Genomic DNA, 10137 nt, shown 5'->3' with positions numbered 1-10137 from the left:
AAATTCCGAGCGTCTCGGACCATCCCGCGGTTTCCTCCCTCGAGGCTTATCCGACGCCTGCCCACACGCGCCGCGGCACACTCACAGCCATGTGAATGAGGGCAGACGTCGAATAACCCTTAACGACTACCGCCTATCCGCAGCCGGCCCTCTCCGCAACGCCGCGATGGACCGCAAAATAGCCCCAGACAGCTTCGCTTAACGGAGAGCGACGCAGGACTATGACTGCGGGACAGAAACCCACGTAATCGATCAACGGTTTTCCGGCGCCGCTGTCAGCCCCTCCAACAGCGCCTTATGAAACGCCTGCGGGTCCTGCATCTGCGGCGCGTGACCGAGCCCCGCGAACTCGACCAGCGTCGCATGGGGAATCGCCTCCGCGGCCGCGCGGCCCAATTCGGGGTAATGGCCGAGCTTCGCACGCACCTCGGGCGGCGCTGCATCCTTACCGATCGCCGTCGTGTCCTTCTGACCGATCAGCAGCAGCGTCGGCATGCTGAGCTGGCCGAGCTCATAAAAAACCGGCTGGGTGTAAATCATGTCGTAGAGCAGCGCGGAATTCCACGCGACGATCTGCTTGCCCGGCCCACGATACATGCCCGCGAGCATCTGCACCCACGGTTCGTAGTCCGCGCGCCATTGCCCCGCGTAATAGGTCGCCTGCTCGTAGCGGCGGATGCCGTCCGCGGTGGTCTTCAGCTCCCGCTGATACCACTGGTCGACCGACAGCGACGGCACGCCCTTCGCCTTCCAGTCCTCGAGTCCGATCGGGTTCACGAGCACCAGTTGCTGCGTTTCGCGCGGATACATCAGCGCATAGCGGACGGCGAGCATGCCGCCCGTCGAATGGCCGACCACCGTCACCTCGCTGACGCCGAGCGAATCGAGCAGCGCATGCGTATTGCGCGCGAGTTGCTGGAAGCTGTACTGGTAATGCTCGGGCTTGCTCGATTTGCAAAAGCCGATCTGGTCCGGTGCGATCACGCGATAGCCGGCATCGCTCAGCCGGCGAATCGTCGCGTCCCACGTCGCCGAACAGAAATTCTTGCCGTGCAGCAACACCACGGTGCGGCCGTTCGCATGCGCGGGCTTCACGTCCATGTAGGCCATCTGCAAAGGCACGCCCTGCGAGGTGAATTCGAAGCGTTCGACCGGCGCCGGGTAGCTGAAGCCCTGCAGCTCCGCACCGTAGGCCGGGCCGGAATCGTCGAGCGAAGACGCGGCCGCGGCGCTCGCGACGGCCGGACTCGCCTCGCTGACCGGCACGCCCGCCGGCGTGGCGGCCTCCGCGGCAGACGCCGCGCACAACATGGCGCAGGCGCAGACACTCGACAGGGCAAGCAGGAATGGGCGGTGAAGATTCATCGGGATGCTCTGCAAAAAACGCAATAGGGATGCACGAGGCAGGGAGCGCACGATTCTACGATGCGCCGCCGAACTCCGCCGCCAGTCGCGCACTGCGGGCACGGCACGCGGCCGCGGAGATGTGGCATGCATATTGCGCCTTCTGGGCTCAAGCATCGTCCGGACACGACCTCGTGGCCAATGTGTTGCGCCGCACCGAAAAGCGCGCCGTAACAGGCGATCGTTTGAGGATGGTCCGCCACGCGGCCCCCGCAATAAAGATTATTCGCTCGCGTCCAATCGGTGCTAGAACTGACTGACGGACCCGCGAAAACAGGCTGCGAAGAACGGCAATGCGGCACGACTGCCAGGCAGCCCGAATCATCAGCGCAGAGGAAGCGACCAGATCACCCCCGGGGGTATATCAATCAAGCAACCATCTTGCATGCGGTCGGAGCGAGTGCTGAAGGGCTCACTCCGATCGACAGGAGACAAATATGAATACTCCGGCACGGCTGAATGACTTACAGCGCACTACCCTCGCGATCGTCCTCGCCGGCGGACGCGGTACCCGGCTCGGACCGCTCACGAACAAGCGCGTGAAGCCGGCGGTGCACTTCGGCGGCAAATACCGGATCATCGACTTCGCGCTGTCCAATTGCCTGAATTCCGGCATCCGCCGCATCGCGGTGGTCACGCAGTACAAGGCGCATTCGCTGCTGCGGCATCTGCAGCGCGGCTGGAGCTTCCTGCGCGGCGAGATGGGCGAGTTCATCGACCTGTGGCCCGCGCAGCAGCGCGTCGAAGGCGCGCACTGGTATCGCGGCACCGCCGACGCGGTGTTCCAGAACCTCGACATCATCCGCTCGATCCGCCCGAAGTACGTGGTCGTGCTCGCGGGCGACCACATCTACAAGATGGACTACACGCGCATGATCGCCGATCACGCGGACAGCGGCGCCGACTGCACGGTCGGCTGCATCGAGGTGCCGCGCATGGAAGCGGTCGCGTTCGGCGTGATGGCGGTCGACGAAAATCGCCACGTGACCGGCTTCGTCGAAAAACCGGCCGACCCGCCTGCGATACCCGGTCGCCCCGACACGGCGCTCGCGAGCATGGGCATCTACGTGTTCAGCGCCGACTACCTGTACACGCAGCTCGAAGAGAACATCGCCGCGATCGATACCGATCACGACTTCGGCAAGGACATCCTGCCGCGCGTCGTCACGCAGGGCGTGGCGATCGCGCATCCGTTCAGCATGTCGTGCGTGTCGTCGGACCCGAGCGTCGAGCCGTACTGGCGCGACGTCGGCACGATCGACGCGTACTGGGCCGCGAACCTCGATCTCGCGTCGACGATACCGACGCTCGACCTGTACGACGAGTCATGGCCGATCTGGACATACCAGGAACAGCTGCCGCCCGCGAAGTTCGTACGCGACATGAAGGGGCTGCAGGGCTCGGGAACCAATCTGATCGTCTGCGGCGGCTGCGTGATCTCAGGCTCGCAGATTTCGCGCTCGGTGCTGTCGTCGAACGTGAAAGTGAGTTCGTTCTGTAATATCAATGAGGCAGTGTTATTGCCGCAGGTCACGGTCGGCGCGAGTTGCCGCCTGCAGAAGGTCGTGATCGACCGTGGCTGCACGATTCCGGAAGGCACGGTGATCGGCGAAGACCCGGCGCGCGACGCCGAGCGCTTCTATCGCACCGACGAAGGCGTCGTGCTGGTCACGCAGGAGGCGTTGCGCGAGCATCCGTAGTAGCGCGCCCGCCGCCTGCCCGCGCCGGCGGCCAGGCGTCGCCTGGCTTCACCTTGCTTCACCCGGCTTCGCCCGAACCACCGCTGACTATTTGCCGACCCCGAGCAACCCTGCCACCCCGACAGAGACCCGGCCTATGACGATTCGCGCCCTGCACGTCGCAAGCGAGCTGTATCCCCTCCTCAAAACGGGCGGTCTCGCCGACGTCGCGGGCGCGTTGCCGTCGGCGTTGATCGAGCGCGGCGCCGACGTGCGCGTGCTGCTGCCGGGCTTTCCGGCCGTGCTCGCCGGCCTGCGCGATCTGCAGCCGGTCGCGCAACTGGGCAGCCGCTTCGGCGCGCCGAACGTGACGCTCGAACGCGGCACGCTGCCCACCAACGGGCTGGCCGTCTACGTGATCCGCGCCGCGTCGCTGTACGATCGCCCCGGCAACCCGTATCTGAACGACGAACACGTGCCGTACGGCGACAACGCGCAGCGCTTCGCGCTGCTCGGCTGGGTCGCCGCGCAACTCGCGCAGCAAACGGACCCGACGTGGTCGCCGCAGATCGTCCACGCGCACGACTGGCACGCGGGGCTCGCGCCCGCCTACCTGAAGGCCGCCGAACGCGAGCACGGCCGCGCGCCCGCGCGCAGCGTGTTCACGATCCACAACCTCGCCTACCAGGGGATTTTTCCCGCGCATCAGTTCGGCCTGCTCGGCCTGCCGCACGATTTCTTCAACATGCACGGCGTCGAGTTTTATGGTCAGCTGTCGTTCCTGAAGGCGGGGCTCTACTACGCCGAGCGCATCACGACCGTCAGCCCGACCTATGCGCGCGAAATCCAGACGCTCGCGCACGGCGGCGGGCTCGATGCGCTGCTGCGCCATCGCGCGCACGATCTGAGCGGCATCCTGAACGGCGTCGACTACACGGTGTGGAATCCCGCCACCGATACGCTGCTCGCGACGCACTACAGCGCGTCGAGACTGGCGGGCAAGCTCACCTGCAAGGAAGCGCTGCAAAAGCGCTTCGGCCTCGCGCAGAGAAGCGACGCGCTGCTGTTCGGCGTCGTCAGCCGGCTGACCGAGCAGAAAGGCCTCGATCTGCTGCTCGGCGCGGTGCCCGAGATCGTCAAGCGCGGCGGGCAACTGGTCGTGTTCGGCACCGGCGATCCGGCGCTCGAGAATGGCCTCAGGATGGTCGCGCAGGCGCATCCCGAATCGGTCGCGGTCGAGCTCGGCTTCGACGAAACCCTCGCGCATACGATCATCGCCGGCAGCGACGTGGTCGCGGTGCCGTCGCGCTTCGAGCCGTGCGGGCTCACCCAGCTCTATGCGCTCGCCTACGGGTCGCTGCCGCTCGTGCACTGCATCGGCGGTCTCGCGGATACGGTCGCCGACGCATCGCTCGAAAACCTCGCCGACGATTTCGCCACCGGCTTCGTGTTCGAACGCTTCGATCCGAAGGGACTCGCCTCGGCGATCCGCCGCGCGTTCGCGCTGTACGGACGCCGCACCGAATGGAAGGCCACGCAGCGGCGCGCGATGCGCCAGGACTTCGGCTGGGGCGCGTCGGCCGACCGCTATCTGGCCTTGTATCGCGAACTCGTCTGAAGCATCCGGCCGCACGCTGAACTGTCAGGTTTCGTTAATCTTCACGCGCGTTTGATGGTTCGGCGCAACAGCACGGGGACGGATCAACTCGCGGCTGTCAAACTCCTGTATCGTTTGCTGACTTGCCGGCCATGCAGTTCGTGGGTTTTTCCTGCACCATCTGTATCAGGCATGTCTGCCGCACGGCGCCCGGGCCATCGGCCCGCCCGCGCGAGCCTCCCCTTCCAGTGTTTTGTTGACCGCGCATGACCGGTTGCGCGAGCCTTACCATGACGAAAAACGTTCTGAGCATCCAGTCCCATGTCGTGTTCGGTCACGCCGGCAACAGCGCGGCCGTGTTTCCGATGTGCCGGCTCGGCGTCAACGTGTGGCCGCTCAACACCGTGCAGCTCTCGAATCACACGCAATACGGGCATTGGAGCGGCAGCGCGATCGACGCATCGCAGATGGAAGATCTCGTCGACAGCATCGGCGCGATCGGCATGCTGCCGCGCTGCGACGCAGTGCTCTCCGGCTATCTCGGCACGAAGGAACAGGCGCAGGCGGTGATTGACATCGTCAAGGCCGTGAAGGCGGCCAATCCCCGCGCCTGGTACTTTTGCGATCCGGTGATGGGCGCCACGGGCGGCTACAGGGTCGAGCCCGGCATCCAGGAATTCCTCGTGAAAGAAATGCCGCAAGTCGCCGACGGGATCGCGCCGAATCACATCGAATTGCAGCGCCTCGTCGGTCGCGAGATCGAGACGTTCGAGGAAGCCGTCACCGCGTGCCGCGAGCTGCTCGCGCGTGGGCCGAAGCTCGTGCTCGTCAAGCATCTGCTCGATCGCAACAGCCCCGCCGACCGCTTCAACATGCTCGTCGTCACTGAACGCGAAGCGTGGATGGGACAGCGTCCGCTCTATCCGTTCGCGCGCCAGCCGGTCGGCGTCGGCGATCTGACGAGCGCGGTCTTCGTCGCGCGCACGCTGCTCGGCGATTCGATCCGCTCGGCCTTCGAGCACACGCTCGCCGCGGTCAACGCGGTCGTCAAGGCGACCTGGCAGGCCGGACGCTATGAACTCGAGCTGGTGGCGATGCAAAACGAAATCGCCCAGCCGCGCGAGTGGTTCGATGCGTGGGTCGCGGAGACGGCTTAGATAACTTAGGCACGTCGCTCGTTGCCGAGCGCCCTCGCCAGCACCCTGCTGGCGGCCGTCCTATAATGCGTGCCGCGTGGACCAGGGCTTGCGCCCTCGCGCCACGGCATTTCAGCATCCGGCATTCAGCAGACGAGGCATTCGATGGACGGTCATATCCGCAGCGAGCGGGAAGAATTTTTTGAGCAGTTGTGCATCAGCGTCGACGCGGACGAAGCGCACGAACAGGAAGCGATCGAGTTCTTCGAGAACCAGTTCGACCAGCCCGACTTCGATCCCGCGCAATGGCTCGATATCGCGCTCTACTACTCGGCCGCCGTCGCGCGCGGCATCGTCGAGATGGTGACGGCCGACGACAAGGCACGCAGCAACATCGCCGAAATCATCGCCGACAATCTCGACATCTCGTACGGCGAGGACGACTGCCAGCAGTTCGCCGAGACGATCGAATTCGCGCTGAACAACGGCGTGCCGGTCGATCTCGACGTGGTGCTCGACGGCTGCCAGCGCGCAATCGACGATCTCGACACGTGGGCCGACGAAGACGCGAAGGCGCCGCTTTTGCGTCTGCGTGAAGAGCTGCTGCGCCAGCAAGGCGAGCGCTAGGCAAAAGGCCCGAATCTCCTCCGACAACGCAATACCGCAACACCGGCCGGCGCGCTCGCGCCGGCTTCTTAAGCATATGCCGTAATCCGCAGCCCAGGCGGACCTTCGCACGGCAAGCCAGCTTGCATGCCTGACGCACGCTCCATGTGCACAACATGCACCTGTTGCGGCCTATGCCGAAATGCTCATCCAAAACGCCACGAATTGCCAAGACGACGGCAATTTGGCTTTCTATATTCGCCCCAGATTGACGTCGCGAACACGCTGCGAGGCTCAACGCCAGTGCGCGTATTCCAGCATTGTGAGCGGCGAGCGATCCTTCGTAGTCTTGCGATGCGCGAGGGCTTGCCTCGGCCTCACGTGTCGTACCGCTTTGCTGTCGTACCGCTTTCATAACAACCGTCGATGCAAGGAGAGACCATGAGTCTTCGCAACACGCTGAAACCGCTGGCCATGCTCGTGGGTGCGATGTTTGCCGTCGCGCCTGTTGCCAGTTTCGCCGACGACCTGCCGGTCAAGATCGGTTTTGCCGCGCCGCTGACGGGCGCCAATGCCGGCTACGGCAAGGATCTGGAAAACGGTGTGCGGCTCGCGATCGACGAAGCCAACGCGCAGAAGATCAAGATCGGCGACAAGGTCGCGCACTTCGAGATCGTCTCGCAGGACGACCAGGCCGACCCGCGCGTCGGCGTGCAGGCCGCGCAGAAGCTGGTCGACTCGGGCGTCGCGGTGGTCGTCGGCCACTTCAACTCGGGCACGACGATCCCGGCCTCGCAGGTCTACGAGCAGGCTGGCATTCCGGTGCTCGATCCCGCCGCGACGAATCCGATCATCACGGGCCGCGGCTTCGCGAACACCTTCATGGTGATTTCGACCGACGCGCAGAACGCCGGCAATGCGGGCGCCTATGCCGTCGAGGTGACGAAGGCCAGGCGCATCGCGATCATCGACGATCGCACCGCGTTCGGCCAGGGCGAAGCCGACGAGTTCGAGAAGGCCGTGAAGGCGCACGGCGGCAACATCGTCGCGCGCGACTACACCGACAACCACGCGGTCGACTTCAGCACGCAGATCACCAAGTTCAAGGGCGCCAATGCGGACCTCGTGTTCTTCGCCGGCCTCGACAGCCAGGCGGCGGGCTTCGCGCGGCGCATGAAGCAGCTCGGCCTGAACGCACAGCTGGTCGGCGGCGGCGGCGTGATGGACGAGGACTTCATCAAGCTCGCGGGCGATGCGTCCGACGGCGCGATGGCCTGGGAATACGGCCGCCCGCTCGCGCAACTGCCGGGTGGCAAGGACTTCAACGCGAAGTTCAAGAAGCGCTTCGGCGCGGACGTGCTGTCCTATGCGCCGTTCGGCTACGACGGCGCGTGGGTCGCGATCAAGGCAATGCAGCAGGCCAGATCCGACTCGCCGAACGTGTACCGTCCGGCGCTCAAGTCGATCGACTACGACGGCGTGACCGGCAAGATCTCGTTCGACAGCACCGGCGCGTTGAAGAGCGGCGCGTCGACGCTGTATCAGGTGAAGAACGGCGCGTGGGTGCCGGTCGTGACGAAGAGCGGCACCTAAGCTCCACGTCCAGTAAATCGTCGCGGCCCTGCGCGGCGCGTGGCCGGCGCGGGGCGCGCTACTGCCACGCGCTCGCCGCCCGGACGACCACCTCGGCATCGAGATCGCGCTCGATGCGCACGAGGTCGTCGCGAATCGCCGCGAATTCGTTTGGCGTACACATCTGATGGCCGAACGCGGCGCGCAGATGCCGGTTGACCTGCAACGTGCGCGTCGCCGGATCGAAGACGTAGTGCGACGCAAACGTGAGCAACGGGTCCTCGACCGTGCTGTCGGTCGGCAGGTCGGTCACGCGCACGAAGCGCGGCAAGCTCATTTCCAGCGTTTCATCGAACTCCCCGCCGATGCACGCCCACGGCTGCGTTCTGACGGGCTCCGCGAGCCACGCCTCGACCTGCGAGCCCATGCCGCCGGCGAGGCTCGTGAGCGCCCGCACGGCGGTCGTGCCGTCCGGCCAGATCAGATGCGGCACGCTGCCCTGCATCGTCGTCGCGAACGGACCGCCGGTCACGGCGACGTCGTCGGTCTGCAATTGCGCGGAGCCGTGCAAGCCCGTTTGCAGCAGACGCCTGGCGGCAAGCTGCTGCGCCCCCTGGCGCGTCGCGCGGCGGAACGTGTTGCGTTCGAGCTCCGCGGTATAGCCCTGATCCTCGACGCGGTACGCATAATGTGCGGTGCCGTTTTCGTCGATGTCGATCTGCACGCGCGCCTTGCGTTCGCGCCGTTGAGTGGCCGGCGTGCGCGCGAGCACGCCGTCGTCGACGAGCAGCACCGGCCGGTCCATGACGCCGCCAGGCAGATAGCCGAACGCGGTGCCGCCCGCCGTCGTGTCCGCGAATTGCGCCAGCTCGGGAATCCAGATGATCGCGTGATTGATCGCGCTCGCGCCGTAGCCGGGGACCTCGGGCAACGTGTAGTACGGACCGAGATTGAGCAGCACCGGCTCGCTGCGAATGCCGGCGGCCGCGAGCAGCGCGCCGTATAGCGCGACGTGGTCCTTGCAGTCGCCATAGCGGTTGCGCAGGATGTCGGCCGCCTTGTGCGGAATCGCCGCCGTCTCGCCGAGAAAAAGCGCGACGTAGCGGATGTTCAGACGCATCCAGTCGTACAGCGCGCGGGCTTTGTCGCGAGGATCGGTAAGGCCGGCCGTCAGTTGCTGTGCGAGACCGATGATCGCGGGATCGTCGCGGGTCGCGTCGTTCTCGGCGGGACCGCGATAGCGCGCGGCGAAGCTCGCGAAGTCCGGCACCGTCGACACCATCAGCCGGTCGCCCCAGTTCGCGTAGCCGACCGCGCCCGCTTCGAGCCGCGCATAGGGGCCGTGCCGGTAGTCGAACTCGTAGCGCGTGCGGCCGTTCGCGGTGACGGGCGGCATCGCGACGTAGCCGCGCGCATCCGCATAGAGCGGCACGTCGACGGGAAGATCGAAGATCAGACGCTGCTCGTCGACGGGCTCGAGCGACGGCTCGACCAGATAGGCGAAGGTGCCCGCTTGCAGCGGCTTCGCGCGGGTCTTGCGAAATTCCAGGTGCACGCGCGAGCCGATCGTGACGCCGGGGAAGATCACGGTGCGCAACACACCGTCCTCGAAGCTCGGCGCGCCGGACGAGCGCGGCTCCTGCACGTCGCGGATCGCCTCGGGACCGACCGCATGCGCGGTGCCGTCGGGGTCGATCGTTTCGGCGGCCAGCAGTTGCACCTGCTCGATGTCCTTGTTGAACCACACGTAGCGTTGCGCGATCTCGTCGACGCCGCTGGCCGTGTCCGCGCGCATCAGCGTGTCGTCGTGTTCCTCGATGGAACCGTCCTTCTGGATCACGAACAAATGGACGTCGCGCTCGATCGTCGCAGGGGCACGTTCGTTGGTGGAGGTGGCGATTTCGCCGGCTGCCGCGCCAAGGGGCAAGACGATGCCGCTCGCGGCGGATAGCGCGGCAAGCAACGCCGCGGCGCGCACGCCGCGCACGCGGCACGCGAGCCCGATCATCGCGATCGACGTGTGCGCCAACGTGACGACGACGTTCCCCAAGATCCACCTCGGACAGGTTCGTGTCGTCGTTGTAGCACATCGCCGACCCCTGCGTTTCGGGGCGGGGTCGGCGTTGCCGCGTCGAGCTCGAGC

At 65.8% G+C, this 10137-nt stretch carries 7 protein-coding genes; 5 read left to right on the top strand and 2 right to left on the bottom strand.

Going from position 1 to position 10137, the window contains the following annotated elements:
• Window positions 1–252: 252 nt before the first annotated feature.
• Window positions 253–1365 carry an alpha/beta fold hydrolase gene (locus tag F6X40_RS36495; RefSeq protein WP_187631228.1) on the bottom strand — a complete coding sequence of 371 codons (1113 nt, stop codon included), beginning with the start codon at window positions 1363–1365 and terminating at the stop codon, window positions 253–255.
• Between the two features lie 476 nt (window positions 1366–1841).
• Between F6X40_RS36495 and glgC the strand changes: the two genes are divergently transcribed.
• From glgC to F6X40_RS36470, 5 genes are all read left to right on the top strand, one after another.
• Window positions 1842–3104 carry a glucose-1-phosphate adenylyltransferase gene (gene glgC, locus F6X40_RS36490; RefSeq protein WP_187631227.1) on the top strand — a complete coding sequence of 421 codons (1263 nt, stop codon included), beginning with the start codon at window positions 1842–1844 and terminating at the stop codon, window positions 3102–3104.
• Window positions 3105–3240: 136 nt separating this feature from the next.
• Window positions 3241–4701 (top strand): glycogen synthase GlgA, encoded by a 1461-nt coding sequence (glgA, locus tag F6X40_RS36485; protein WP_187631226.1) that lies wholly within the window; start codon window positions 3241–3243, stop codon window positions 4699–4701.
• Window positions 4702–4970: 269 nt separating this feature from the next.
• Window positions 4971–5837 carry a pyridoxal kinase PdxY gene (gene pdxY / locus F6X40_RS36480; RefSeq protein ID WP_187631225.1) on the top strand — a complete coding sequence of 289 codons (867 nt, stop codon included), beginning with the start codon at window positions 4971–4973 and terminating at the stop codon, window positions 5835–5837.
• A 144-nt stretch (window positions 5838–5981) separates the two neighbouring features.
• Window positions 5982–6443: a hypothetical protein gene (locus F6X40_RS36475; protein ID WP_187631224.1), complete on the top strand. Its 462-nt coding sequence runs from the start codon at window positions 5982–5984 to the stop codon at window positions 6441–6443.
• Window positions 6444–6863: 420 nt separating this feature from the next.
• Window positions 6864–8015 carry a branched-chain amino acid ABC transporter substrate-binding protein gene (locus tag F6X40_RS36470; RefSeq protein WP_184070029.1) on the top strand — a complete coding sequence of 384 codons (1152 nt, stop codon included), beginning with the start codon at window positions 6864–6866 and terminating at the stop codon, window positions 8013–8015.
• A 58-nt stretch (window positions 8016–8073) separates the two neighbouring features.
• Here F6X40_RS36470 and F6X40_RS36465 read toward each other — a convergent pair whose 3' ends face one another.
• Entirely contained in the window at window positions 8074–10002 is a 1929-nt protein-coding gene (locus F6X40_RS36465; protein WP_410452602.1) for a DUF3857 domain-containing transglutaminase family protein, read from the bottom strand.
• Between the last annotated feature and the right edge of the window lie 135 nt (window positions 10003–10137).

Source organism: Paraburkholderia sp. UCT31, assembly GCF_014397655.1.
Taxonomy (GTDB): Bacteria; Pseudomonadota; Gammaproteobacteria; order Burkholderiales; family Burkholderiaceae; genus Paraburkholderia; species Paraburkholderia tuberum.
Note: the sequence above shows the minus strand (reverse complement) of the source record. Positions and strands in the feature narration are given on the sequence as shown.